Raw genomic sequence first — 23,838 nt, 5'->3', positions numbered from 1 at the left:
GGTCAGCCACAGGCTACCGGCACCGATTTTACAAATGCGCCTGCTCGAAGCCATTATGCTCTCCTCTGCAGTTTCGGTGTGATCGCGCGGAACGCATTGACCGCTGCATCGACGAAGAGCGCGTCATTGATGTTCGCACCCACACGCTCGAGATGGCGCTGCGGCGTCTGGCGAACGGTCTTCTCAATCGCCTCGAACAGGGCGTTGTCGGCCTCCGGATCGTGAAATGGTTGGCCTGGTGCATCGAGCATCGAGACACCGCCCTCCGGCAACAGGAACCGCACCGGGCCATTCATGGCATTGAGCCGCGCACCGATCCATTCGCCAAAGGCGCGGTTCTCGTCGCGGGTTGTCCGCATCAGCGTGACGTTCGGATTATGGATGACGAATTTGCGGCTTCGAAATTTCTCCGGCACGCTGTCGCGCGGGCCGAAATTGACCATGTCAAGCGCGCCGGTCGAGCCGACATAGGGCAAGCCGGTGCGGATTGCGGCGCCAAAGCGGTCTTCAGTCGCCGGAAAAACACCGCCGACGATCATGTCGGCCACTTCCGTCGTGGTCAGGTCGAGGAAGGCCGAGAGCAGCCGCGAATCGCCGAGCTTCTCCATTGCCCGCCCGCCGATGCCGGTCGCGTGGAACACGAGACAGTCGTAGTCGGCCTCGAGCAGTCTGGTCACCGCCTGCACTGCTGGCGTTGTTACGCCGAACATGGTGATGCCGACTGCGGGGCGCGCCAGCTTGCGCCTGGCCTCCCAGGCTTCGGCATTGGGCAGCTGCGCGACCATGCCCGCCATCGCATGCGCGGCGTTTGACAGCACCTGTTCGGTGATCGAATTCAACCCCTGAACGTCGGCGACCGAATGGAACATCATGATATCGGCACCGCCGACATATTTGGCGACGTCGCCGGCTGCCACGGTCGACACCATCAGTTTAGGGATGCCGACGGGCAGCACGCGCATGCCTGCTGTTGCCAGCGTGGTGCCGCCGGAGCCGCCGGCCGAGATGACGCCGCCAATGCGCGGCTCGCGCTCGATCCAGCGCGCGAAGGCTTCCGCCATAGCGCTCACCGAGCCGCCGCGATCATTGGTGAAAACGGCCGCCGATCCCCGCATATGCATTCCGGCTACCTGCATGGCAGGAACGTCGGCGCTCGACGGTTTTCCGGAGGTGGAGAGGTCGACGGTGCGAACCGGAATGCCGAGGGACTTCAGCCGGTCGGCGACGAACCGCAATTCCTTGCCCTTGGTATCGAAAGTGCCGGCGACGAGCACTGTTCTTCCAATGCGTTCGGCGAAAGGAATTGCAAAGACCTTCTTCAAATCGTCCTGTGGCGCGGCCCTCTCGATAGCCGCTTGCCGCATGGCCGTGACCGGCACGTTCCAGCGGTTGGGCAGTTCGGTGACCGGAAGGTAGGTTCCATTCTGGGTCATCGGTTCGGAACCGGTAGCCGTCCGGTCGATGCGGTAGACTTCAGCCAACTGGTCCTTCGCCTGTGCCGCGGCTGCCGGCGTGACGGACGTCTCGTCGGCATGACGTCCGACACCAAGCAGCCGTTGCTGCAATTCCCGGTCTGCCGCGAGCGCTGCCGCGTCCATCAGCCGATTGATGCGGCCGTTGACCATGATGGCGACCTGGTTGGAAACCGCGGTCGCCACGCCGATATTCTGCTCGATGACGAGGATCGCCATCTCACCTTCCTCGGCCAAGGTGACCAGCATCCGCTCAACCTGGTCGACAATGATCGGCGCAAGGCCTTCGGTCGGCTCGTCCATGACCAGCAGCTTCGGGTCGCTGAGCAGGGCACGCGAGATCGCCAGCATCTGCTGTTCGCCGCCGGAGAGCTGCGAGCCGCCATTGGTGCGGCGCTCGGCGAGGCGCGGAAATGTCTGGTAGATGCGTTCGACGGTCCAACTCGCATCGCGCCGATTGCCGGCAGCGAGACGGAGATGCTCATCAACGCTCAGGCTTGGCCAGACGCGCCGCCCTTGCGGCACATAACCGACGCCGAGGCGATGGATCTCGTGCGGTTCGAGCGCAGTGATCTCGCGGCCGTCGACGCGGATCGAGCCGGAGCGCGCGCGCTTCAGGCCGACGATGGTGTTGCAGAGCGTCGACTTGCCCATGCCGTTGCGGCCGACCACCGACAGCACGCCGCTTTCCAGCGCCAGCGAGACGCCCTGAAGGGCATGGCTTTCGCCGTAATAGACCTGCAGATCCTCTATTTTGAGGATCGCCTTGCCTATTTTGCCGGAAGAGGCTGGGCCAGAAGGGAGCGTTCGGCCGAGGGGAACGGGGCGCTCAGCCATGCTTGCCCCCGAGATAGATCTCCTGGACCTCCGGGTCGGCCTCGATCTCTTGCGGCGTGCCTTCCTTGAACAGACGGCCGTTGTGCATCATCGACACATATTCCGAAACGCGCAGCGCGACATCCAGATCGTGCTCGATGATAATATAGCCGATATGCTTGGGCAGCGCATTGAGGATCGCCACCAAGTCGCGGCGCTCGGTCGGCGACAGGCCGGCCGCCGGCTCGTCGAACAGGATGAAGCGTGGCGCGCCGGCCAGCGCCAGCGCGATCTCCAACTGCCGCTGCTGGCCATGGCTGAGTGTCGCCACCAGCAGGTCGCGATAGGCCTCGAGATGCACGGCATTGAGGATCGATTCCGCCTGCACCATGTTGACGTCGGTGGCCTTTGGGCGGAGCAGCGAGAACCGTCGGCGTGAGACGCCGCGGCAAGCGAGAAAGATCGAGTCGAGAACCGACAAGCCTTTGAACAGCTGCGAGATCTGGTAGGTCCGCCGCAAGCCCCGCCGGATGCGTTCATGCGGCGGCAAGTCGGTGATGTCCTCACCGAAGAAGCGGATGCGGCCAGCCGTCGGCAGGAAATCGCCGGTCACTGCATTGAACAGCGTGGTCTTGCCGGCGCCGTTAGAGCCGAGAACCGCGCGCCGCTCGCCAGCCGCGATCCTCATATCAATGCCGGAGAGCGCCACCAAAGCGCCGAAATGCCGCGCAACGCCATCGAGTTCCAGCGCAAAGGCGCCGGAGCTTTGGAGACGGTTCGCGGCAAGAGTTTCGGTCACGGGCGGATATACTCGCAAGCCACGCGGTTACGGGCAGCGCGGATTGTCGCGGCTGACAGCCCCAAGCTTGGCGAACTCGTCTTCGGGAATGCCCAGCGTCTGGTTGACCTGCGACACGACTTTGACGAGCTTGTTCAAAAGATTGCCGTCCGGCCCCTCGGTCACCTCGGTCAGGTAGATGTCGGCAATCGCGTTGCGGTTCTTGTCCAGTGACACCTTGCCGGTCGGCGTGTCGAAAGACAGTTTCGAGAGTGCGTCACGCAGTTTGGCGCCGCCATCGGAGACATCGCCGCCGACCTGTTCGAGACCGAGCAATGTCGCCTTCATGTTGACGTAATAGCCGTGGGCGAAGAGCGACGGCGAGGGAAAGGCACCTGGCTGCTTCTTGTAGGCTTCGACGAAAGTTTTCCAACTAGGCGCGTCGTTGGTGTCGGCGGTTGGTCCGGCGGAAGGCGTGCCGACCAGCACGTCGCGCAGCTTGCCCTTCGAGGTCAGCACCGTCTGGTCGACGGTGATCGAGCCACCAATCAAGGGGGCCGCGCCGCCGCCCTGCTGATACTGGGTCAGGAAGTTCACGGCGTCGGCGCCGCCAAGCGCGACGTAGATTGCATCGACGTCATCGGGAATGGCCGCGATAACCGACGAAAAATCCTTGTTGCCGATCGGCACCCAGGATTTGGACGGCACCTTGCCGCCTGCCTTGCAGAACTCGGCCATGAAGCCGAAGACCTGCGTATACGGGAAAGAATAGTCCTCGGCGACAGTGGCGACCCGCTTGTAGCCTTTGTCGTTGAAGGCATAGGTGCCGAGACCCGCCATCCACTGCGCGCCGTCGGTCGAGAAGCGGAAGAAATTTTCCGCCGGGTTGCGCAGCGTCGTGTCCTGCGCCGCCGAGGTGCCATTGATGAAGGTCACGGTCGGCTGGGTCTTGGCATAGTCCTTGACGGCGAGGCCCTCATCGCCCGAAAGCGGGCCGACCAACACCTTGACACCATCCTGCTCGACCAGCTTGCGGGCAGCGCGCACGGCGCTATCAGGTGAAGCGTCGGACGAGCCTTTGACGATTTCGATCTTCTTGCCGGCAACCATGCCGCTGACCTCGTCGAGCGCCGTCTTCGCGCCACGCTCGCCGTCTTCGCCGAGCACCGTGAACGGTCCCTCGAAAGTGGCGAGCAGGCCGATCTTGATCGTGTCGTCGGCGGCTAGCGCCAGAGACGGAGCTGTCAGCCCGGTGGCAAGCGCCAGCGCAAGCAGTGTGCGTCGATGTATTCTCATTTTTTCCTCCCTTTGATTGATTGATGCAGTTCATTCCGCTCCGGCGTCACGGACCGGAACGCAAGGACTCCTGAGCTAGCTGCGGTCTGATCCTCCCCCACAACCCAAGAATTCCATCCGGCGAGATGAAGACGATCACCAGGAACACCAGCCCGATCAGCGTGTTGAAACGCTCGGCTCCGACAAGGTCGATGGCAAAGGTCTGCATCAGGACAACGACGAGCGCGCCGAGAAAAGGCCCGATCGGGTGGCGCAAACCGCCGATGACGGCGATGATCAGCACGTCGATGGCTGCATCGACGCCGATCGTGCCGGGTGAAACGCGCCCATTGAACCAGACCAAAAGCACGCCTGCGACACCGGCAATGATTCCAGCCAGGAACCATGCGAAGACCTTGTGTGCGGTGACGTGATAGCCGAGCGCGCGCATGCGACGCGGATTGTCGCGGATTGCCTGCACGGTCATGCCGAAGGTCGAGCGGGCGCCGTAGAGTATCCCCGCGTAGGACAGCACCGCCGAACCCAGGCAGAGATAATAGAAGGCCTTCGGGTCGCGCCAGTTGACGCCCCAGAACACCGGCGCGCGAATGCCGGCATAGCCGGAATGGCCGTTGAAGATCGCGTAGTTTTGCTGGGCGAAATAGAAGGTCGCGGTGGCGATCGCCAACGTGATCATGATGGTATAGATGCCTTCGGTGCGCACCGAGATCCAGCCGATCAGCGCCGATGCCACCGCAGCTGCCAGAATGGCGAAGGGTGCTGCGATCCACCACGGCCAGCCGAGGCCGAGCACGTTCGAATTGTTCTCGCCGAGGATGGCGATGGCATAGGCGGCGATGCCGGCGACAGTGATCTGGGCAAGGCTGACCATGCCGCCATAGCCGGCCAGCATCATCAGCGACAGTGCGAGCATGCCGAAGATCAGCGAATAACCGCCGATCTGCGTCAGGAAGAAATCGGATGCCACCAGCGGGTAGAGAACCAATGCTACGGCAAGGATGATGTGACCGGCGCCGAGCTTCTCCAGCCAGTTCTGTCGAGGCGCGGCGCCTACGGCGACGGTCAGGCTCATCGCGCTTTCCCCATGATGCCTTGCGGCCGCACCGACAGCACTACCACCATGATGACGAAGGTGAGCACGATGCCGTAGGTCGGGAAATAGACGAGGCCGATCTGTTCGGCGAGGCCGATCAGCAGCGCGCCGATTGCAGCACCGGTAATCGAACCCATGCCGCCGACGATGACGACGACGAGCGAGGCCAGGAGATAGCGGACGTCCTCGCCGGGCGCAACCGACAATGCCGAGCCGCCGACGACGCCGGCAAAGCCGGCAAGCCCGGCGCCGACGGCAAAGACGATAGCAAAGACCGCGTGTACGTTGACGCCCGAGGCCGACAGCATGGCGCGGTCGTCGACGCCGGCGCGGACCATCATGCCGACGCGCGTCTTGTGCAGCATCAGCCAAAGGCCGATGCCGATAACGATCGCAGCCGCCAGCACGACGACGCGATAAAGCGGGTAGGTGAGAAACACCGAGACGCCGTTAGACCGCACGGCCGTGACCACCGGTAAGGTCAGTGCACCGTCGAGCCATTCCGGCACCGGGATCTGATAGGTGCCGCCGGCCCAGACCGCCAGCATCAGGTCGGCGGCGACGATCGAGATACCGATGCTGACCAGGGTCTGGCGAAGGTCGTCGCCTTCCAGTCGCCGGAAGACGAAGATCTGCATGACGACGCCGACAAGGGCCAGAACGATGAAGCCCGCGGCGACACCCAGCAGCCAGTAGCCGGTGCGGTTCGCCACCTCATAGCCGATATAGGCGCCAAGCAGATAGAGCGAGCCATGCGCCAGGTTGACGTTGCGCATCAGGCCGAAGATCAGGGTAAAGCCGCTGGCGACCAGGAAATAAAGGCCAGCCAGGGTGATGCCGTTGAGGATGGCGCTGACGAATGCCTTCTTGGAAATCAGGATGGCGTTCAGCCAGTCCGGCCAGACGGCAAAGACCAGCCATGCAATGACGGCAGCTGCGAGGAGCCAGAAAAGACCCCACGCCTGTCTGCGCGTCATGCCGCCGCCAGAAATCTCGAGCCCCGAAGTCTTAGGCCGCGAAATGTCGGGCGAAGATGGCCGGTCCAGAATGCTCATGCGGTCAGCCGGCGGCGCTGCTCATTCAAGCGCGGCGCCTTGTGGAACTTGCCGTCCTTCATGATGGCGAGGATGCGGTTCTTGTCCTGCAGGATGCGCACGTCCGATATCGGGTCGCCGTCGATCAACAGCAGATCGGCGAGATAACCTTCCTTGATCATGCCGAGCTCGTCGGCCATCCCCATGATCTGTCCGCCATATTTGGTCCCGGCCTGGATTGCCTCCATCGGCGAGAAGCCAAGCATCTCAACGAAGGTCTGGATGTCCTTGGCGTTGGTGCCTTGCGGCGTCCAGGCAAAGCCGTAGTCGCCGCCGATGCAGACGCGGATGCCGCGTCGATGCATCTTTTTCATCGTCTCGATGCACATTTCGAGCTCGCGCTCATATTCGAGCGAGAGCGGCGAGCCGGGCTTGATGCCCCATTGCTCGGCATGGCGCGCGGTGTTGATCAGCCAGGCGATGCCGGGGGCCACGAAATGCTTGTCCTTGGCCGCCTCGAGCATGTCCAGAGCTTCCTCGTCGGCAAACGAAGCGTGGTAGATGTTCTGGATGCCGTGGCGGACACATTGCTTGACCGAGCCGGATGAGCGCGCATGCGCCGACAGCACCTTGTTGCGGCAGCGCGCCTCGGAGGCGGCCATGGCGACCTCTTCCTCCGACATCGGCGTTTCTTCGGCGCCCATGCCGGTGATGCTTTCGCCGGACAGATTGAGCTTGATGGAATCGACACCGTATTTGATCAGCTGGCGCACCGTGCGGCGGATTTCCTCGGGACCGGAGACAACGATGCCGAGATTGAGGCCTTCATGCGGAATGTGCGAAGGCGCGGAATCGCCGAGGCCGCCGACCGTCGTGATCTCGGGACCGGCGGCGAGGTAACGCGGCCCGGGAAAACGCCCCTGATTGATGAATTTCTTGCACACGACGTCGAGCCGCGGCTTGGCGGCTGCGGCGCCGCGGCCGGCAGTGAAGCCGGCGTCGAGTACCAGCTTGGCCATCTCCATGGTGACCAGCATGTGCTCTTCCACCTCCATCATCTGGATCGGGTCGATGCCGGGCGCGTTGTTCCAGGAGAGATGCAGATGCGCGTCGATCATGCCCGGCATCAGCGTCGCGCCCATGCCGTCGATCGTTGTGACACCGCCTGACAAGCCGCTGTAGGAGGACGACACAGCCGGCGAGCCGAAACGCGACGAGCCCTTGGTGATCTGCTTGATACGGTTGCCCTGAACCAGCACTTCGCCGGTGTAGGGGTATTCGCCGGTCGCATCGAGCACGCGCACATTGGTAAAGAGCGTGCTGCCCGAACCGTTTCCGTTCCAGCCGTCGTCTGCCATCAGAAAACCTCCCAAACTGTCGGGCGCACTGTTTTTACGCCCGAATTCCGATCCTCACCTATCAACGCGTCTCAAAAAATCGGCGAGCCTTTGGCTGCTTTCGCGGGGGCACTCCACCGTGGCCCAATGTCCGCACCGATCGAGGGACAAGAATATCGCTCCCTTTATCCTGTCGGCAAGCGCCTGGCCGACGCTCATCGGATTGATCGTATCGGCGTCGCCGGTAACCAAAAGGGTCGGCGCTGAAATCCGGCGCGTATCCACAGCCGTGGCCTTGGCCAGGGCTTCGCAGGTGCGGGCATAGGCTTCCGGGTCCTGCCTGGTGATGGATTCGCGCACGAAGGCGACGGCGGCCGGCGAGGTCTCCCTGGTATGGGCCGACAGTGCATTGGCAACGATCTGGTCGGCGATGTCGGCGATACCGCCCGATCGCGCCAATCGCGCCCGGTTGGCAAGGCCTTGCCGCGTCGCCTCAGCTGGCTCGGCGAGAGCACCGAACAAAACCAGCGACCTGACCAGCGACGGCTGCATCTCTGCGACCAACTGACAGACGATCGTGCCCATGGAGTGGCCGACGAAATGCGCCCGGGTGACGCCCATGCCCGCCATGGCGCGGATGACGGCGTCGCTCATTAGCTCGATCGTCAATGGATCGAGCGGCCGCGGCGAGCGGCCGGATCCAGGCAGGTCGAGGCGGATGACACGGTAGGCCGAGAGCGCCTCCAGCTGCGGCTGGAACATGTTCGAGGTTCCGCCGAGACCGTGGATCATCACCACCGGCTCGCCCTCGCCGGCGACTTCCGCGACAATCGGACCGACGGTGACAGTCGTCATTGCACCCGCTCCACGATCCGGTTCTCCAGCGTCCCGATGCCGTCGATCTCGACCCGCACAATGTCGCCGGCTTTGAGATATTTCGGCGGATCAAAGCCGATGCCGACACCGACCGGCGTGCCGGTGGCGATGATGTCGCCCGGCTTCAAGGTGATGCCTTGCGAAAGCGTCGATATGATCGTCGGAATATCGAAGATGAGCAGCGATATTTTGGAATTCTGGCGGAGGTCGTCATTGACGAAACAACGTACCGAAGCGTTTTCCAGGTCGAGCTCATCCTTGGTGATCGCCCATGGCCCCATCGGGCAAAACGTATCCTGCGACTTACCGATTAGCCATTGGCTATATTTTCCCTGCAGGTCGCGGGCAGTGACGTCGTTGACGATCGTATAACCCCAGACGTGATCGTAAGCCTCGGCTTTCGAAATGCCGCGTCCGCCCTTGCCGATAATGACCGCCAGTTCCGCCTCATAATCGATCGCAATCGATATGGAAGGGTCGATCAGCACGTTCGAATGTGTTGCAACGACCGATTCGGGGACCTTCGAGAAAATGATCGGATGTTGCGGAATGGCGCCGGCACCGGCGCTCGAATCGAAGCCGCTGCGGGCAAACTCGTGGGCGTGTTCATAATAATTCTTGCCGACGCAAAAGATGTTGCGGGCAGGCAAAGGTATCGGCGCCTCGAGCTCGACCTGCGCCAGCGGAACCGGCGACAGCGTGCGCGGCATCCCGGCGCCGTTGCGCCGCAACAGCGCCAGCACGCCAGACAGCGCCTGGTCAACAGGGATATCGAAGGGGGCGACCGACTGATTGTCGACATCGACAACGCCGACGCGACGTTCGCCTGCAATCGAAAACGTCGCGACCTTCATTCGTTCCTCCCTGAACCTTTTATGAGCCAATATAAGCTCTTTCGTTACACGCTATCGCGGATTGGTTTAGGCTGCAAGAGGGTTTTCGTCACTTGTCGCGGTAAATCGGGCCTTGACCTCATCAGGTACTGGACCGGCAGGGCGCCGGCTGATAGTATTGGTTCAACATTGGATCAGATTAAAAGCTCTCAACAAATGCCCAAGCTCGTCGCCAACGACATCGCCACTGTGCTGAAAAAACGGATTTCGGCCGGCGAGTGGCTTCAGGACGGGCGGATGCCGCCCGAGCGCGACCTTGCGGCCGAGTTCGGCGTGGCGCGCAATACGGTGCGTCGTGCCGTCGGCTTCCTGGAGGAGGACGGAACGGTTGTCCGGCATGTCGGGCGCGGCACTTTTCTGACTGCGACCAATCCCGATTCCATCGCGGCGACGGTCACGCGGATGGAAGGCACCAGCCCCGCCGACATGATGGAGATCAGGCAGTTGCTGGAGCCAGCGGCGGCGGCCTTCGCCGCCACAAATGCCAGCATGGCGGAACTAAACGCGGTTCGCGAAGCGCATCAGACCGCATGCGCTGCCGAGGACATGCCGGACTTCGAGCATTGGGACGCCGAGTTCCATCACTGCGTCTTCGCCTGCTGCCGCAATGACTTCCTGAAAGAGATTCACAATCTCATGCGCACGATCCGCAACCAATCGCCATGGTTCGAAATGAAAAAGCGCTCATTCTCGGAGGAGCGCAGGCGCGTTTATTGCGACGAGCATCAGACAATATTAGACGCATTGCTGCGCCGCGACCCGGAAAGCGCCAACCAGGCGATGCTCGCCCATCTCAAGACAGTCGAGCGCAACCTTCTGGGCCGCTAATAGACGCGCGGCTCAAGGGAGAGCGGGTGAGATGCGTCCAACGACTAAGCCTTCAGTACCGAGACGGCCAGTTCGCTGTTGTGGACGTATTCGTTGGCGTCAGGCTGCTTCTGCACGAGCAGGATGAACAGCAGGTCGGTGAGCGTCAGTTGTGCGTCGCGCGCGGTTATCGACGAAGAGCGCGCGCGCTCTTCATCGGCGATCGTGTGGAGGCGAATGTCGGCAACGCGGCTCAGCGGATTGTCGCGAAGTCCAGTGACGGCGATCACGGTGGTGCCACGTTTGCGAGCCAGTTCGGCTATCCGCAGGGTTTCGATGCTCGCCCCGGAATAGGAGAGCGCGAACAGCACGTCGCCTCGTCCAAGCGTCGAGACATTGGCCATTTGCACATGGCTGTCGCTGTCGTGCAGCACGTTGCGGCCGAGCTTCATCAGCTTGTAGGAGAAATCGCGCGCCACGAGCGAGGATGCGCCGACGCCGGCCAGATGAATGCGGCGCGCCCCGTTCAACGCTTCGAGGGCTTTGCCGATTTCCTGCTCGGTGTTGGCTGCGACGGTCTGTTGCATCGACAAGAGCTTGCTGCCGATCAGCTTGCGCAAGATGACCAGATAGCTGTCGCCGACCTCGATCGAACCGTGGATCATGCCGGCCGGCACGTGCCATTCCTGCGACTTGGCCTCGCTGACGGCGAGCTTGAGCTCCTGATAGCTGGCATAGCCGAGCTTCTGGCTGAACTTGACGACGCTCGACTGACTGCGGCCGATTTCGGCGGCGAGCGCCGCCGTCGACAGGCGCAGCATCTGGTCGGGATTGTCGACGATGTACCGCCCGATCTCGCGATCGCCGGGCGCCATGATCTCGAGCTTGGCCTCGATCTTCTTCAGGACGGACATGCGTTCCCCTGTTGCCAGTCATCGACAATGCCAAGCCAAGGAATAAATTATTCCGTTCCTGATTGACAGCCAAGAATGATCTATCAAATCTCGACCCGTGCGGTTTCGGCCTAGCCTTTCGCCCACACCAACGATCGGACATGCACGGGAATTCGGACATGAAAGATCGCCTGCAAGCGCGTAGACTCGCCGACACCTTGGATTAGGTCAGAGCCATGGATAGATTGCGGATCGTCGGCGGGCACAGGCTTGAGGGCGCGGTGACGATCTCCGGCGCCAAGAACGCGGCCTTGCCGCAAATAGCGGCAGCTTTGCTCAGCCCCCACCCGCTGCAGCTGACCAACCTGCCTGAGGTGACCGATGTCGACAACATGCTTGGCGTCGTCGGGCTTCATGGGGCTGAAGTCACCAGATCGGCGCATGCCGCCACAATCGATGCCAGTGCTGCCGTCTCCAGGGAGACAAGCTACGACACAGTCAGGCGCATGCGCGCGACGGTGCTGGTTCTCGGTCCGCTGCTTGCCCGCTTCGGCCATGCCCGGGTCTCGCTGCCTGGCGGATGCGCGATCGGCGCACGGCCGGTCGACATGCATGTCGCCGCGCTTGCGGCACTTGGCGCCGACATTGCCATCGAAAACGGGCTGATCGTCGCGTCTGCGCCGGGCGGGCTGAAAGGCGCGCGCATCGTTTTGAGCTCGCCGTCGGTCGGCGCGACCGAAACTGCGATGATGGCGGCGACGACTGCAAACGGCGAGACCGAGATCCTCAACACGGCCCGTGAGCCGGAGGTAGCCGATCTTGCCGCCTGCCTGAACGCCATGGGCGCGCGGATCGAGGGCGCCGGCACGCACCGCATCCTGATCGCGGGCAGCACAGACTGGCGCGCCGCCACGCACGACATCATCCCGGACCGGATAGAGGCCGGCACCTATGCCGTCGCAGCGGCTATCACCGGCGGTCAGCTCGAGCTGACCCACGCGCGGCTCGAGCACATGGCATCCGTCGTCCGGCTGCTCGAAGCAGCCGGTGTGAAAATATGGCCGGGCGACCGCGGGCTGATCGTGTCGAGAGACGGGCCACTCGAGGCGGTCGACGTGACGACGGAGCCCTATCCGGGCTTTCCGACCGATCTTCAGGCGCAGTTCATGGCGTTGATGTGCTGTGCCGAGGGCGCTTCGCTGTTGCGCGAGACGATCTTCGAGAACCGTTTCATGCATGTGCCCGAACTGATGCGGCTCGGCGCCAATATCAAGCTGCAAGGCACCATGGCGCTGGTGCGCGGAGGCGAGAAGCTGAAGGGCGCGCAAGTGATGGCGACCGACCTGCGCGCCTCCGTCTCGCTGGTGCTGGCGGCGCTGGTGTCCGAAGGCGAGACAACGATCAACCGGGTGTACCACCTCGACCGTGGCTATGAGCAGCTGGACCGCAAGCTCCGCCTGTGTGGCGCCCAGATCGAGCGGATAAGTGGATGAGTGCCGGCGCGGTGTCTCCGCATTATTTCCTGGGCGTCGATGGCGGCGGAACCGGCTGCCGGGCGCGTATCGAAGACGAGGCAGGAACTGTGCTCGGGCAAGGCCTGTCGGGCCCGGCGACAACGCGGCTCGGTATAGAGGCGGCCTGGGCCTCGATTGCCAAAGCCTTTGGCGCGGCGATCGAAGAGGCAGGGTTCGCGGCGGCGGAAATCGCCAGGATCCGCGCCGGCATCGGTCTTGCCGGCATCGGCCGCAAGGGTGCGCTCGAGGCGTTTCGTGGCATCGAACATCGCTTTGCGAGCATCGACTTCGACAGCGACGGCGTCGCGGCTTGCCTGGGCGCTCATTCGGGTCAAGACGGCGCCATCGTCATAGCCGGAACCGGTTCGATCGGGCTCGGCTTTGTCGAAGGGCGCGACATGCGCGTCGGCGGCTACGGTTTTCCGATTTCCGACGAGGGCAGCGGCGCCGATCTCGGACTAAAGGCAGTGCAGCTTGCCTTGCGTGCCCATGACGGCCGGCATGAGCGGACGGCGCTGCTGACCGAGGTGATGCAGCGCTTCAGGGACGATCCGTTCGAGTCGGTGGCCTGGATGGACCGCGCCAGCGCGACCGACTATGCCGCCTTGGCGCCGATGGTGATCCGCCACGCCGACCAGGGCGATCCGGCCGGACGGCGCATCGTGCAAGGTGCTGCCGAGCAGGTCGACACGTTCGTGCGGGTGCTGTTCGAAAAGGGCGCGCCGCGGGTTACGCTGCTCGGCGGTCTGTCCAGCCCGCTAGAGCCATGGCTCGCTCCCGACGTCCGCCGACGTCTGAAGCCGGCCGATGGCGATGCGGTTTCGGGAGCCATAATCCTGGCTAGGAAATCCCTGTGTCAGCGATAGTGCTCCTGCCTGAAGGAATATTATATTCCTAGTATCCGTTGACACGAGGAATATCGAATTCTAAAAAGTTAACCAAGCAGAAGCAAGTTGCCGGTCGCCGGCTGCGGGCACTGGACGTCGGCTGGCACCGCATCACATTCCTGCTCACAGCAGATTGAAAGCAAGCAAGTGGTCGAACACGGGTTGATGTCGGAGCTGGAGCGATTGGTTTCCGAGGACCGGAATCCGAAGACGATGGACATCGATCTGTTGCCGACCCTCGAGGTGCTGCGCAAGATCAATGACGAGGACAAAGGCGTTGCGGCAGCCGTCGAGAAGGTCATCCCCGACATTGCTGCGGCCGTGGACCGGATCGTGAGCGCGTTCCAGAAAGGTGCACGCCTTGTCTATATGGGCGCGGGCACGAGCGGCCGGCTTGGCGTCCTCGACGCCTCGGAATGTCCGCCGACCTTCGGCGTGCCCGAGGACATGGTGATGGGCCTGATCGCCGGCGGCGTCGACGCGCTGGTGCACTCCGCGGAAGGCGCGGAGGACGATCCGAAGCAGGGAATAAAGGCGCTGCAGGACATCAAGCTGACCGCCGGCGACGTGGTGGTCGGCATCGCTGTCAGCGGACGCACACCCTATGTCATCGGCGGCTTGACCTATGCCAAGCAGGTGGGAGCCACCACCGTGGCGCTGTCCTGCAATCCGCGATCGACCATTGCCGGAATTGCCGATATTGCCATCTCTCCGGTGGTTGGACCGGAGGTCCTCACCGGCTCGACCCGGCTGAAATCGGGAACCGCGCAAAAGCTGGTGCTCAACATGCTGTCGACCGCCAGCATGATCCGCATCGGCAAGAGCTATCAGAACCTGATGGTTGACCTCAATCCAAGCAACAAGAAGCTGATCGCCAGGGCGGTCAGGATCGTGATGCAGACGACCGGCTGCGCGGCGCAGCAGGCACGACAGGCACTCGACCAGACCGGCAATGACGTAAAACTGGCAATCCTGGTGACGATCACCGGCATGGGCGTCGAAGAAGCACGTAAGGCGCTTGCCAATGCGGGAGGTTTCCTGCGCAAGGCGATAGGCGAAAAGACGGTGTAAGACCGCATGGATGCTGGGCCGATGTTCCGGGGCGTGTGTCCCTTTGAAGCGGTCCGGGGAACTGCAAGGCATCAGGTTTAACAATAATGGGAGACGACAATGGTACGGCACATTGGCAAGAAACTGCTTTCCGGGATGACGCTTGCGGCAATGCTGGCCATTGCCGCGGCACCGGTGCAGGCGAGTGCGGCGACGCTGCACATGGCCTGGTCGCAGGACGCCACCGGTCTTGATCCGCACAAGCAGACGGCATTCTCCTCGCTGCGGTTGCTGGAGCTGATCTATGAACCGCTGGTACGGCTCGACGCCAATCTGCAGATCACGCCCGCGATTGCCGACTCCTGGCAGTTCTCGGCGGACGGCAAGGAGCTGAGCTTCAGGCTCAATCCGAAAGCAAAATTCCAGAACGGCGCCGCCGTGACCTCGGCCGACGTCAAGGCATCCTTCGAGCGCATACTCGACGAGAAGACCGGTGCGGCCGCCCGCGCCAACTTTCTCTCGATCGCCAGCATCGACACGCCCGATCCAGCCACCGTCGTGTTCCACCTCTCGCAGCCGGATGTGCCGATCCTGACGGCGATGAGCGACGTCAATGCCGCGATCGTCCCGGCAAGCGAAATCACGGCCGGCTCGATCGGCACGACGACGGTCGGCTCGGGTCCGTTCAAGCTCGAAAAGTGGGATCCTAATTCCAAGGAAGTGCTTGTCGCCAACAAGGATTGGGCGGGCGGCGCGACCGGTGTCGACGGCATCGAGATCAGCGTGCTGCCGGACGAAACGGCGATCCTGGCGGCGATGCGCACCAAGCAGATCGACTTCGCCCTGCTCAACGATCCACTTGTCGCCACGCTGGTGCCCAAGGAAGCCAGCCTGCAGTTGAACCGCGTGCCGGTGCTTGCCTACCACGTGCTGCAGCTCAATCCGTCCCGCAAGCCGATGACCGAACTCAAGGTGCGTCAGGCGATCTCCTGCGCCATCGGCCGGCAGGAAGTGCTGGACACCGCCTCGCTCGGCGAAGGCAAGGTCACCGGCCCGCTGACCATCCCGGCCCTGGCGACCGATCCGAACCAGTTGTTCTGCTATAAGCGCGACATTGAGAAGGCCAAGCAACTGATGACTGAAGCCGGCTATGCCGACGGCTTTTCGGCGACCGTGACCGGCGCCACCGGCGAGCCGCCGACGGCAGCGGCGGAAGCCCAGGTGATCCAGTCGCAACTCGCAGAAATCGGCGTCAAGCTCGACATCAAAATGATGGAGCTCAACGTCTATGTCGATGCATGGCTGAAGGGCGATTTCGACATGGCCGTCGCGCTGAACGGCGGCAGGGCCGATCCCTACACTATGTATAATCGCTACTGGACCAAGACCGGCAATCTGCAGAAGGTGGCGAACTATATCGACGATACGCTGGACAGCCTGATGCAGAAGGGCCGCACCGAGACCGACCCGGCGGCGCGCAAAGCGATCTTCGCCGACTTCGAGAAGCACATCACTGAGATGTCGCCCTGGATCTGGCTCTACACGTCCTACAGCTACACGGCCCAGCAGAAGAATATCGCAGGATTCGAACCAGTGCCGACAGGTTCGCTGTTCAGCCTCGCCAAGGTGACGATCCAGTAGCTGCTTCGATGCCGGACGAGAGGATATTATTCGCGTGAACTATCTGATGCGGCGACTGGCGACCTTCCCTCTCGTCCTGCTTGGCGTGTCCATCGTGGTGTTCCTGGCGATCCGGATGGTTCCGGGCGATTCGATCACGGCAATGCTGGGAACCGAAGCCGGCCTGCTGACGCCTCCTCAGCGCGACGCGCTTGCGGCCTATTTCGGCATCGACCAGTCCTGGTTCATTCAGTACTGGCGCTGGCTGCTTGGTCTTTTCCAAGGCAATCTCGGCATTTCGTCCACCTATGGCAGGCCGGTGCTCGGCGTCATCCTCGAACGCTTCCCGCTGACGCTGGAGCTTGCGCTGCTGTCGATGATCATCGCCCTTGTCGTCGGCATGCCGGCCGGGATCTTTGCCGCCACCCACAATGAGAAGCTTTCCGATCTCGGCGTGCGCGTTGTCGCAATGATCGGACAATCGACGCCGAACTTCGTCCTTGCACTGCTGATCATCTACACGCTGTCGGCGGGGTTTGGCGTTTTGCCGGCGATGGGCGAGTTTTCGCCGCTGTGGCGGGATCCTCTGCGCAATATCGGCCAGTTGTTGCTGCCGGCCGTCACGCTCGGTTTCGCCTTCGCGGCGTCGGTCACCCGTATATCGCGTTCGGCGATGCTCGATGTGCTGAGCGACGACTATGTGAGGACGGCGCGCAGCAAGGGCGTTTCGGCGCGCGGCGTCATCTGGCGGCATGCTTTGCCCAATGCGCTCATCCCGGTCGTGACGCTGAGCGGCATAGAGTTCGGCTATCTCCTGGGCGGGGCAGTCATCGTCGAGCAGATCTATGCACTGCCCGGTCTCGGCCGCATGGTGCTGGATGCCATCCTGCAGCGCGACTACGCGCTGGTGCAGGGAAGCGTGCTGTTCATCGCCTTCAACTTCATGATCGTCAATCTCCTCGTCGACCTCGCCTATGTCGCGCTCGACCCGCGCATTCGGCTAAGCGAATACTGATGGCGACATTGCGGGCTATACTTGCGCACACCAGCGGCCGCATCGGCGGTGCCATCGTTGCGCTTTATCTGCTGCTTGCCGTACTTAGCATGCTGGGGCTGACGCCGGACAATCCGCTGACGCAGCACCGGGTCGAGCGGCTGCATGCGCCTGACAGCACGTACTGGATGGGCACGGATCTGTTCGGCCGCGATGTCGCAAGTCGGCTGATGACCGGGATCGGCCAGTCCTTCCTGGTGGCCTTTTTTTCGGTCGCCTTCGCGACGCTGGCCGGCACCGTGCTCGGGCTGGCGGCAGCCTGGTTCGGACGCCGCTGGGACGGCCTGGTGATGCGCATCATGGATGTGCTGCTGGCATTCCCGGCGATCCTGCTGGCGCTGCTGATCGTCGCGGTTGCGGGACCGGGAACCTGGACCAGCGTCGTCGCCATTGCCATCGTCTACACGCCGATCTTCACGCGCGTGGTGCGCGGCCCGGCTCTGTCGCTGAAAGCGCGCGAGTTCGTCGACGCGGCCCGCACGTTCGGCAGCAGCTCGAGCTACATCTTGACACGGCATCTGCTGCTCAATCTGGTCGCGCCGTTGACGGTTCAGGTGACGCTGGCGCTGGCCTGGGCCCTGCTCACCGAAGCCGGCTTGAGCTTCCTCGGGCTCGGCACCCAGCCGCCCGCCGCGTCGCTCGGCTTGATGTTGAGCGACAGCCGCAATCTGATGGAGACGGCTCCCTGGTTGATGATCTTCCCGGGGGTGGCGATCATGATCAGCATCCTCGGTTTCAACCTGCTCGGCGATGCGTTGCGCGATGTCCTCGACCCGAAGACGCGGAGATCGATCGCATGATCCCGCTGCTGTCCGTCAGCGGTTTGCGCGTCGGCTTCGGCCGAAAGCCGTCAGCCAATGAGGTCGTGCGCGGCGTCAGCTTCGATCTCGCTGACGGCGAAACGCTGGCCATCGTCGGCGAAAGCGGCTCGGGCAAATCGGTGACGGCGCTCTCGATCAATCGCCTTGTCGATTATGGCGGCGGCCGCATCACCGCGGGCTCGATCAAGCTGAAGCGGGCCGACGGCAGCATGTTCGACCTGACCGCCGCGGCCGAGCCGCAGCTGACCAAGATCCGCGGCGGCGAAATCGGCATGATCTTCCAGGAGCCGATGACCTCGCTCAATCCGGTGCTGACCATCGGCAGGCAGATCGAGGAGTCGTTTCGCCTGCATCGCGGCCTGACCGGCCGGCAAGCGACGGCGGCGGCCAAGGACGCGCTCGACCGTGTGCGCATTCCCGACGCAGCACGGCGGCTGAAATACACGCCCAACCAGCTTTCGGGCGGCATGCTGCAGCGGGTGATGATCGCCATGGCGCTCGCCTGCAACCCGCGCCTGCTCATTGCCGACGAGCCAACGACGGCGCTGGATGTTACGGTGCAGGCGCAGATCATGGCGTTGCTCGCCGAGTTGAAGCAGGAAACCGGGATGTCGATGATCTTCATCACCCACGATATCGGTCTGGTTGCAGGCATCGCCGACAAGTTCATGGTGATGCAAAGCGGAGAAGCTGTCGAGCAGGGCGCGCTGAATCAGATATTGGATGAGCCGCGGCATCCCTATACGCGGCATCTGCTTCATGCGGTGCCGCATTTCGCCGGCGGCAGTGCGACACGCAAAGACATGCAACGCGAAAAGCAAAAAGCTACCGAGCCGGCGCTGAAGGTCGATGGCCTCGTGGTGCGATTTCCCGTCAAGGGTGGGTTTTTCAGCCGCGCCAGCGGTGCCGTGCACGCGGTGGACGGTGTGGATTTCGACTTGATGCCGGGCGAAACATTGGCCGTCGTCGGCGAGAGCGGTTCCGGAAAATCCACCGCCGCCCGTGCGATTCTGGGGCTGGTGCGCTCGACGCGCGGCACAATCTCGGCCAGCACGCGCACGGCCGCCGCCGGGCAGAGCGCCCTTCCCGTGCAGATGGTGTTCCAGAATCCCTATGGCTCGCTTAATCCCAGGCTCGCCATCGAAGGCATTCTTGCGGAACCGGTGATCGCCACGGGCGGGCGGATAACTGCTGAGACGCGAGCGAAAATGGCCGCGCTGCTGAACCGCGTCGGCCTGCCGGAAAACAGCCTGCAGCGTTATCCGCACGAATTCTCCGGCGGCCAACGCCAACGGCTGTGCATTGCCCGTGCGCTGATGCTCAATCCCTCCGTTGTCGTCCTCGACGAAGCGGTTTCGGCGCTCGACGTATCGGTGCAGGCCAGAGTGCTGGAGCTTTTGATCGAGCTACAGAGTGAATTCGGGCTGGCCTATCTGTTCATCTCGCATGACATGGCTGTGGTCGAGCGGATCGCCCATCGCATCGCGGTCATCTATGCCGGCCAGATCGTCGAGATCGGCGATGCCAGATTGGTGCTCTCGGAGCCGAAGCACTCCTATACCAAACAGCTTATCGCGGCCGTTCCCACCATAGACCGGCGGTATGAACGTTTCGAGCTGGACACGCGCCAGGTTCCCTCGCTCGTGCGTCCGCTGGGATTTGAGCCGGGCCCGGCAAAATGGCAGCAGTTCGGGCCGGATCATAGAGTACGGGTGGAAGTGTGATGATTGTCGCCCAGACGGATGCAAGGCCAGAGGGAGTGGGACGGATCGCTGCTTTTCAGACGGAGGCCGCAATTGATCGACCATGATCTTTTCGACCGGGCGTTTGGCCCACTCGAAGCGGCGGTGGCTGCGTCGCGCATTCCCGGCGGCGTGCTCGGCATGGTCGACCGGGACGGCCAACGCGTCGTCCGGGCAATCGGCTCGGCCCAGCGGGTGCCGAAGGTGCGGCCGATGCATGCCGAAACCTGGTTCGATCTGGCATCCCTGACAAAAATCATCTTCAGCACGCCGCCTATATTGGCACTGGCGGAAGAAGGCGTCATCGACCTCGACGCGCCGCTGATTTCGGTCCTGCCCGACCTTCGCCAATATGACGAAAAAGCCTGGGAGCGGACGGTGACGTTTCGCCAGTGTCTCGGCCATCAGACACCGTTTCCCGCCGTCGCGCCGATCTACACCTATGGGCGTGACCCCGAGCTGTTGCGCGCCTTTGTCTTGCAGCGCGAGTGGCAGGTCGGGGAGCCGGTCTATTCCGATATCAACTTCATTCTGCTCGGCTTCGTCCTGGAGCGCCTGTCCGGCAAGACCATTCGCGATATGGATCCCGGTCCGGGCTTCGCGTTCTCCGCCGAACCGGGTCAAGCGGCGGCCACAGAAGATTGCACATGGCGCCATCGCGTGCTGTCAGGCGAGGTCCACGACGACAATTGCTCGGCATTGCAAGGGGCCGGTCACGCCGGGCTGTTCGGAACGGCAGCTTCGGTCCTCGACTTTGCGCGAGGGCTGCTGGACGGGACCGGCGCGTCGCAGCGTTCGATAGCGCTGATGCGCACGCCCTTGTCGGCAACCCGCACCCATGGCTGGGAGCGACCCTACGAAGGCTGGTCCGGCGGCCGGCTGTGCAGCCCCGAAACCATCGGGCATACCGGCTTCACCGGCACCGGGCTTTGGGTCGACTTCGACAAAAGCAGAGCGTGGACCTTGCTCACCAACCGGATCCATCCGACACGTCATTTCAACAGCGGGATCGCAGCGCTTCGCCAAGCGGTCGGCGATCTCGTCAACGGAGCCTGACAATCATGAAAAATGGCGAATCAATGTGGGCCGTCGGCTTGATGACCGGCACCGTGCTGGACGGCAATATCGACGTCGCGCTGATCAAGACCGACGGCGAGCGGATCGCGGATTTCGGCACCTACACGCTGGCCCCCTACCCGCAGTCGATCCAGACCTTGCTGGAAGAGACGCTTAGGCAGGCAAGGAACTGGAATTTCACCGGGCCGGAACCGGCAATCTTCCACGAGGCAGAGGAGGCGCTGACGCGCGCCCAGTCTGCGGCGGTCAAGGATCTTGTCGAAAGCCACGGCCTGACCATGGCCGACATCGGCGTCGTCGGCTTTCATGGCCAGACCGTGCTGCACCGTGCCCCGCAGGTAGGCCGACTGGGCCAGAGTCGCCAGCTCGGCGATGGCGAGCTGATGCATGCCATCCTGGGCACCAAGGTCGCCTATGACTTCCGCTCGGCCGACATGCGCGCCGGCGGCCAGGGCGCGCCGCTGTCGGCGGCCTATCACGCCGCGCTGCTGCGCGAAGCCGATGCCAGCGGCGACACGGCGGTGCTCAATCTCGGCGGCGTCGCCAACATCACCTGGTGGGACGGCAAGGACAATGTCATCGCTTTCGATACCGGACCCGCCAACGCGCCGCTGAACGACTTCATCAAGTCGAAGGGGCTTGGCGAAATGGACCGCGACGGCGCGCTGGCTCGCGTCGGGACGGTCGATGAGGCACGGTTGGCCAAGCTCCTGCAGCACCCGTACTTGACCAAGCCATACCCGAAATCGCTGGACCGTTTCGATTTCGGCGCCTCGATGGCGGACGGGATGAATGCCGAGGATGGCGCTGCCCTGCTGACGGCCTTCACCGCGGCCGCGGTCGGCAAGGCGCTCGATCTTCTGCCGCGCCGGCCGAAGCGGCTGGTGGTCAGCGGTGGCGGTCGCCACAACCCAACGATCATGGCCATGCTTGCCAGCCGCGCCGGCGTCGAAGCCGTGCCGGCGGAGGCGCTTGGCTGGAAGGGCGACGCGGTGGAGGCGGAGTGTTTTGCCTTCCTGGCTGTGCGCGTGCTTAGGGGCTTGCCGATCAGCTTCCCCAGCACGACCGGCGTGCCACAGCCGATGTGCGGCGGACGCCTTGCCGGCTAGTTAAGCCACCAATTTCTTCTGCAGGAAGATACGGCTTCGGCCAATGGGAAAGTCGGCGAGCGCACCGAACGGTCGATAACCTTGGCGCTCATAGGCCTTGGCGGCCTTGGGATTGAACGTGTCGATCCAGGCGCCGTGACAGCCGCGCGCCATCGCCTCCCTCTCGGCTGCCTCGAGCATCCGGCCGGCCATGCGCTGGCCGCGCAGCTTTTCATCGACCCAGAGCCATTGCACATAGAGCCAGCCCCAGGCGGTGTATCCCGAGATGCCGGCGACAATCGCGCCGTGCTCATCGCGCACGAACACGGCCAATGTCTTCCTGCCGGAGGCGCCGACATCGCTGTCGTTGAACGCCGCAAGCCGCTCTCCAAGAAAAGCCAGCTCGTGCGGCAAGGGATTGGCGGTTGTCTCAAGCGTTGTATTGTCCATCCAACGAGCATCTATCGAAGGACCGGGCCGAGACGCAAGCCTTGCTGCGCTATAGCTTCGGCGAACGCCACGCCGCTGCCGCAGCAGCGATCAGCATGAGCAAGGCTGCAACCACCGCCGATGCCGCAAACCCGAACGTGGAATAAAGCGGCCCGAACGCCGTGGTGCCGACGAACACCGCGAGATAGGTCACCGCGCTGTTCAAACCCATGATCGTGCCGCGGCGCGCAGGGTCGAGCGCCGATAGGCGCATCACCAGGACGTTCAGCCCGAAATGATTGGCAAGGCCCCAGACGGCTATCATCGCTATGGTCAGGCCGAAGCTGCCACTTGCCGCAGCAATCGCGACATAGACGAGCGCGACGAGCAGATAGGCAAACGGCATGACCCGCCGCGCGCCCAGACGATCGATGACGCCGTCAAGAAGTGCCGCCGTGCCAAAGCCGGCGCCATAGGCGAGCGCGGCCAGCCCGTTGGCACTGACCGGCCGTCCCAGGCCGTTGTGAAGGTGATCGCCGAGATAGCCATAGACGCCATAAAACGCCGTCATGAAGGCGGCGCAGGCGACCAGAAGCGGCACTATGCCGGGAACACCCAAGGCGCCCAGCGGCGTCGGTGCCGGACCGCTCTTCCTGACGTCGCTGAGCAACGTCAACGTGAGGCTGGCCAATGCGAGTGTTGCGAGCACCGCGACCGCCGCGAACACGGCGCGCCAATGCACCAGGTCGGCAAGTACGGCCGACAGCGAAACGCCGGCGACCATGCTCAGCGTCCAGCCGGTCAGCACGACGCCGATGGTCCCGCTTTCACGACCGGGCGGCGCAATCGCGGCGGAGCTGGCATAGATTGCCGGCATGGCGACACCCGCAGCAATGCCGGCGAGAAGCTGGGCCGCGACCAGCGCCGTCACCGTCGGCGCCGCAGCGCTGGCGACGAGCGCTATTGCCAGCAGCAGCAACGCTCCCTGCAGCATGCGGCGGGCGCCGAGCCGGTCGATGTAGCGCGCCAGGAACAAGGCGCTTGCCGACGTACCGAGCCCGAACGCGGCGGACGCGATCATGACCGCCGGCACGCTTGTGCCGAACGACGCGGCCACCGCCGGTGCAATCGGACCGAGCACAAGCGAGTTCGAGCCGATCACGGCAATGCACCCGGTCAGCAGGTAAGCGAGTGCCGGGATTGGCGGCTTGGGGGCCGCTGCGAATGTGGCGACTTGATCACTGTTCGACATATGGCAATA

The 23,838-nt window shown here is 63.2% G+C and carries 21 protein-coding genes; 10 read left to right on the top strand and 11 right to left on the bottom strand.

Annotated features, from left to right (window positions below; translation table 11 throughout):
* Window positions 1–53: 53 nt before the first annotated feature.
* From NKH91_RS16325 to NKH91_RS16290, 8 genes are all read right to left on the bottom strand, one after another.
* Window positions 54–2,309: an ABC transporter permease gene (locus tag NKH91_RS16325; protein ID WP_352638999.1), complete on the bottom strand. Its 2,256-nt coding sequence runs from the start codon at window positions 2,307–2,309 to the stop codon at window positions 54–56.
* The gene (locus NKH91_RS16320) at window positions 2,302–3,087 is read right to left on the bottom strand and encodes an ABC transporter ATP-binding protein (protein WP_352493955.1); all 786 of its coding nucleotides are present in this window, start codon (window positions 3,085–3,087) and stop codon (window positions 2,302–2,304) included. The genes NKH91_RS16325 and NKH91_RS16320 overlap by 8 nt, the downstream gene beginning before the upstream one ends.
* Window positions 3,088–3,114: 27 nt before the next feature.
* The gene (locus NKH91_RS16315) at window positions 3,115–4,362 is read right to left on the bottom strand and encodes an ABC transporter substrate-binding protein (protein ID WP_352638997.1); all 1,248 of its coding nucleotides are present in this window, start codon (window positions 4,360–4,362) and stop codon (window positions 3,115–3,117) included.
* A 46-nt stretch (window positions 4,363–4,408) separates the two neighbouring features.
* The gene (locus tag NKH91_RS16310; RefSeq protein WP_352638996.1) at window positions 4,409–5,434 is read right to left on the bottom strand and encodes a branched-chain amino acid ABC transporter permease; all 1,026 of its coding nucleotides are present in this window, start codon (window positions 5,432–5,434) and stop codon (window positions 4,409–4,411) included.
* Window positions 5,431–6,432, bottom strand: a complete 1,002-nt coding sequence (locus NKH91_RS16305) for a branched-chain amino acid ABC transporter permease (RefSeq protein ID WP_023716705.1) — start codon at window positions 6,430–6,432, stop codon at window positions 5,431–5,433. Before NKH91_RS16305 ends, NKH91_RS16310 begins: the two co-directional genes overlap by 4 nt.
* A gap of 74 nt (window positions 6,433–6,506) precedes the next feature.
* A complete protein-coding gene (locus tag NKH91_RS16300) occupies window positions 6,507–7,847 on the bottom strand; it encodes a metal-dependent hydrolase family protein (RefSeq protein ID WP_023716704.1) in 1,341 nt (446 codons plus the stop codon).
* A 54-nt stretch (window positions 7,848–7,901) separates the two neighbouring features.
* Window positions 7,902–8,681 carry an alpha/beta fold hydrolase gene (locus NKH91_RS16295; RefSeq protein WP_352638995.1) on the bottom strand — a complete coding sequence of 260 codons (780 nt, stop codon included), beginning with the start codon at window positions 8,679–8,681 and terminating at the stop codon, window positions 7,902–7,904.
* Window positions 8,678–9,556, bottom strand: coding sequence for a fumarylacetoacetate hydrolase family protein (locus NKH91_RS16290; RefSeq protein ID WP_023716702.1), 879 nt, complete (start codon window positions 9,554–9,556; stop codon window positions 8,678–8,680). The genes NKH91_RS16295 and NKH91_RS16290 overlap by 4 nt, the downstream gene beginning before the upstream one ends.
* Before the next feature lie 21 nt (window positions 9,557–9,577).
* Between NKH91_RS16290 and NKH91_RS16285 the strand changes: the two genes are divergently transcribed.
* Window positions 9,578–10,423 (top strand): FadR/GntR family transcriptional regulator, encoded by an 846-nt coding sequence (locus tag NKH91_RS16285; protein ID WP_352884709.1) that lies wholly within the window; start codon window positions 9,578–9,580, stop codon window positions 10,421–10,423.
* Window positions 10,424–10,467: 44 nt separating this feature from the next.
* On the opposite strand, the gene NKH91_RS16280 is transcribed toward NKH91_RS16285, so the two are convergent.
* Window positions 10,468–11,316, bottom strand: a complete 849-nt coding sequence (locus NKH91_RS16280) for a MurR/RpiR family transcriptional regulator (RefSeq protein ID WP_023716700.1) — start codon at window positions 11,314–11,316, stop codon at window positions 10,468–10,470.
* 215 nt (window positions 11,317–11,531) lie between these two features.
* Between NKH91_RS16280 and murA the strand changes: the two genes are divergently transcribed.
* The 9 genes from murA (at window position 11,532) to NKH91_RS16235 (ending at window position 22,169) form a co-directional block, all read left to right on the top strand.
* A complete protein-coding gene (murA, locus tag NKH91_RS16275; RefSeq protein ID WP_352638993.1) occupies window positions 11,532–12,788 on the top strand; it encodes a UDP-N-acetylglucosamine 1-carboxyvinyltransferase in 1,257 nt (418 codons plus the stop codon).
* Complete coding sequence (locus NKH91_RS16270) at window positions 12,785–13,675, top strand: glucosamine kinase nucleotide-binding domain-containing protein (RefSeq protein WP_352884711.1); 891 nt, start codon at window positions 12,785–12,787, stop codon at window positions 13,673–13,675. The genes murA and NKH91_RS16270 overlap by 4 nt, the downstream gene beginning before the upstream one ends.
* A gap of 186 nt (window positions 13,676–13,861) precedes the next feature.
* Entirely contained in the window at window positions 13,862–14,767 is a 906-nt protein-coding gene (gene murQ / locus NKH91_RS16265; RefSeq protein ID WP_502896899.1) for an N-acetylmuramic acid 6-phosphate etherase, read from the top strand.
* Between the two features lie 99 nt (window positions 14,768–14,866).
* On the top strand, window positions 14,867–16,387 hold the full coding sequence (locus NKH91_RS16260) for an ABC transporter substrate-binding protein (protein ID WP_352884714.1): 1,521 nt from the start codon (window positions 14,867–14,869) through the stop codon (window positions 16,385–16,387).
* A gap of 34 nt (window positions 16,388–16,421) precedes the next feature.
* The gene (locus tag NKH91_RS16255; RefSeq protein WP_352638989.1) at window positions 16,422–17,381 is read left to right on the top strand and encodes an ABC transporter permease; all 960 of its coding nucleotides are present in this window, start codon (window positions 16,422–16,424) and stop codon (window positions 17,379–17,381) included.
* Window positions 17,381–18,220 (top strand): ABC transporter permease, encoded by an 840-nt coding sequence (locus tag NKH91_RS16250; protein WP_352638988.1) that lies wholly within the window; start codon window positions 17,381–17,383, stop codon window positions 18,218–18,220. The genes NKH91_RS16255 and NKH91_RS16250 overlap by 1 nt, the downstream gene beginning before the upstream one ends.
* Window positions 18,217–19,965 carry an ABC transporter ATP-binding protein gene (locus tag NKH91_RS16245; protein ID WP_352638987.1) on the top strand — a complete coding sequence of 583 codons (1,749 nt, stop codon included), beginning with the start codon at window positions 18,217–18,219 and terminating at the stop codon, window positions 19,963–19,965. The genes NKH91_RS16250 and NKH91_RS16245 overlap by 4 nt, the downstream gene beginning before the upstream one ends.
* Window positions 19,966–20,037: 72 nt before the next feature.
* Window positions 20,038–21,039, top strand: coding sequence for a serine hydrolase domain-containing protein (locus NKH91_RS16240; protein WP_352884716.1), 1,002 nt, complete (start codon window positions 20,038–20,040; stop codon window positions 21,037–21,039).
* Window positions 21,040–21,044: 5 nt separating this feature from the next.
* Window positions 21,045–22,169, top strand: coding sequence for an anhydro-N-acetylmuramic acid kinase (locus NKH91_RS16235; protein WP_352884717.1), 1,125 nt, complete (start codon window positions 21,045–21,047; stop codon window positions 22,167–22,169).
* Here NKH91_RS16235 and NKH91_RS16230 read toward each other — a convergent pair whose 3' ends face one another.
* Both NKH91_RS16230 and NKH91_RS16225 read right to left on the bottom strand, forming a co-directional pair.
* Entirely contained in the window at window positions 22,170–22,598 is a 429-nt protein-coding gene (locus NKH91_RS16230) for a GNAT family N-acetyltransferase (protein ID WP_352482743.1), read from the bottom strand.
* A gap of 49 nt (window positions 22,599–22,647) precedes the next feature.
* Entirely contained in the window at window positions 22,648–23,829 is a 1,182-nt protein-coding gene (locus tag NKH91_RS16225; RefSeq protein WP_023716690.1) for an MFS transporter, read from the bottom strand.
* Window positions 23,830–23,838 lie beyond the last annotated feature (9 nt).

Source organism: Mesorhizobium sp. M0894 (assembly GCF_040319725.1).
GTDB lineage: Bacteria > Pseudomonadota > Alphaproteobacteria > Rhizobiales > Rhizobiaceae > Mesorhizobium.
Note: the sequence above shows the minus strand (reverse complement) of the source record. Positions and strands in the feature narration are given on the sequence as shown.

Bases quoted from the DNA above. Each gene is read 5' to 3' on its own strand.
- NKH91_RS16325 (WP_352638999.1), bottom strand. From the start codon at position 2,309: ATGGCTGAGCGCCCCGTTCCCCTCGGCCGAACGCTCCCTTCTGGCCCA.
- NKH91_RS16315 (WP_352638997.1), bottom strand. From the start codon at position 4,362: ATGAGAATACATCGACGCACACTGCTTGCGCTGGCGCTTGCCACCGGG.
- NKH91_RS16310 (WP_352638996.1), bottom strand. From the start codon at position 5,434: ATGAGCCTGACCGTCGCCGTAGGCGCCGCGCCTCGACAGAACTGGCTG.
- NKH91_RS16305 (WP_023716705.1), bottom strand. From the start codon at position 6,432: ATGACGCGCAGACAGGCGTGGGGTCTTTTCTGGCTCCTCGCAGCTGCC.
- NKH91_RS16300 (WP_023716704.1), bottom strand. From the start codon at position 7,847: ATGGCAGACGACGGCTGGAACGGAAACGGTTCGGGCAGCACGCTCTTT.
- NKH91_RS16295 (WP_352638995.1), bottom strand. From the start codon at position 8,681: ATGACGACTGTCACCGTCGGTCCGATTGTCGCGGAAGTCGCCGGCGAG.
- NKH91_RS16290 (WP_023716702.1), bottom strand. From the start codon at position 9,556: ATGAAGGTCGCGACGTTTTCGATTGCAGGCGAACGTCGCGTCGGCGTT.
- NKH91_RS16285 (WP_352884709.1), top strand. From the start codon at position 9,578: ATGAGCCAATATAAGCTCTTTCGTTACACGCTATCGCGGATTGGTTTA.
- NKH91_RS16280 (WP_023716700.1), bottom strand. From the start codon at position 11,316: ATGTCCGTCCTGAAGAAGATCGAGGCCAAGCTCGAGATCATGGCGCCC.
- murA (WP_352638993.1), top strand. From the start codon at position 11,532: ATGGATAGATTGCGGATCGTCGGCGGGCACAGGCTTGAGGGCGCGGTG.
- NKH91_RS16270 (WP_352884711.1), top strand. From the start codon at position 12,785: ATGAGTGCCGGCGCGGTGTCTCCGCATTATTTCCTGGGCGTCGATGGC.
- murQ (WP_502896899.1), top strand. From the start codon at position 13,862: ATGTCGGAGCTGGAGCGATTGGTTTCCGAGGACCGGAATCCGAAGACG.
- NKH91_RS16260 (WP_352884714.1), top strand. From the start codon at position 14,867: ATGGTACGGCACATTGGCAAGAAACTGCTTTCCGGGATGACGCTTGCG.
- NKH91_RS16250 (WP_352638988.1), top strand. From the start codon at position 17,381: ATGGCGACATTGCGGGCTATACTTGCGCACACCAGCGGCCGCATCGGC.
- NKH91_RS16245 (WP_352638987.1), top strand. From the start codon at position 18,217: ATGATCCCGCTGCTGTCCGTCAGCGGTTTGCGCGTCGGCTTCGGCCGA.
- NKH91_RS16235 (WP_352884717.1), top strand. From the start codon at position 21,045: ATGAAAAATGGCGAATCAATGTGGGCCGTCGGCTTGATGACCGGCACC.
- NKH91_RS16230 (WP_352482743.1), bottom strand. From the start codon at position 22,598: ATGGACAATACAACGCTTGAGACAACCGCCAATCCCTTGCCGCACGAG.
- NKH91_RS16225 (WP_023716690.1), bottom strand. From the start codon at position 23,829: ATGTCGAACAGTGATCAAGTCGCCACATTCGCAGCGGCCCCCAAGCCG.